This window comes from Streptomyces sp. SID3212, assembly GCF_009865405.1.
GTDB lineage: Bacteria > Actinomycetota > Actinomycetes > Streptomycetales > Streptomycetaceae > Streptomyces.
Map to the genome: position 1 here is coordinate 1 of NZ_WWJY01001259.1, position 1,289 is coordinate 1,289.

2 pseudogenes are annotated in these 1,289 nt (G+C 75.3%); one reads left to right on the forward strand and one right to left on the reverse strand.

Annotated features, from left to right (window positions below):
• Positions 1 to 764, forward strand: a pseudogene (locus GT042_RS37835) (hypothetical protein); the annotation flags it as partial.
• A gap of 100 nt (positions 765 to 864) precedes the next feature.
• Here the strand turns inward: GT042_RS37835 and GT042_RS37840 are convergent.
• Positions 865 to 1,289, reverse strand: a pseudogene (locus tag GT042_RS37840) (hypothetical protein); the annotation flags it as partial.

The window sequence follows — 1,289 nt, forward strand, 5'->3', positions numbered from 1 at the left end:
CGCGGGTCGACGGACTGCGGCTGACCGCCGACCGCGGACCCGGGCCGCGGGCCGCCGGGGCCGCTGCCGCCGCCGTCAACGCCCGGGTCTTCGCGACGCGGGAGGGCCTCGTCGGCCGGACCACGGCCAACGGCCATGTCATCCAGCCGAACGACCACTTCGTCGCCCTGCCGTCCCGGCGCGGCCTGTCGCCCAACGGCAGCGGCGAGTACTCCGTACGGGTCTGCGGCCCCGCCCGCTGCGAGACCGCGCCGGTCTGGGACGTCGGCCCGTGGAACACCCGGGACGACTACTGGAATCCGTCGTCGGTCCGGGAGAGCTTCAAGGACCTGCCGCAGGGCAGACCCGAGGCGCAGGCGGCGTACGAGAGCGGCTACAACGGCGGACGCGACGGCTCGGGCCGGCCGGTGGCGAACCCGGCCGGCATCGATCTCGCGGACGGCACCTTCGCCGACATCGGCCTGGTGGACAACGGGTGGGTGACCGTCACCTACCTGTGGACCGGCGGCTCGGCGGGCACGTCCTTCCCCACCTGGGGCACGGACGTACGGATCCGGGAGCAGCCGACCACCCGGTCCCGGGAGGTGTCACGGCTGCCGGGGCCCACCCGGGTCACCGTCTCGTGCCAGGTGCACGGGGAGCGGATCACGGTGGAGGGCATCACCAACGACGGCTGGGCCTACCTGCCGGACCACGGCGGCTATGTCTCGAACATCTTCGTCGACGTGCCCGAGGCGTGGCTGCCCGGAGTCCCGACGTGCTGACCGCCCTCGTCCCCCTCCCTGCGGCCCGGCTCCCCGGCGTTCCCTTCCGCTGACCGCCCTCACACCACCTGGCCCACCCCCACCCACCGCCCCGGCCGCCTCAGCGCGCCGGGGCGGCCGGGGTCTCCGGCGGGCGCAGGGACGCCCAGAGGAGGGCGGAGGCGTAGGAGCGGTACGGCGACCAGGCGGCGGTGCGGCGTTCGACGTCCCGTGGGGCGGGGAGGGTGTCCAGGCCCCAGCCGCGCTCGACGGCCCGGCGGATCCCGACGTCGCCCACGGGCAGCACGTCGGAGCGCCTGAGCTGGTGCAGGAGGAACATCTCCGCGGTCCACCGTCCCAGCCCGCGGACGGCGGTGAGGGCGGCCACGGCCTCGGCGTCGGTGAGCCCGCCCAGCCCGTCCACGTCGATCAGACCGCCCTGCTGGCTCCGGGCGAGCCCGAGCAGGTACGACACCTTGGCGTGCGAGAGCCCGCAGGCGCGGAGCCGTTCGGGACCTAGGGCGTGTCCGCGAAGTGGGGTCTGGC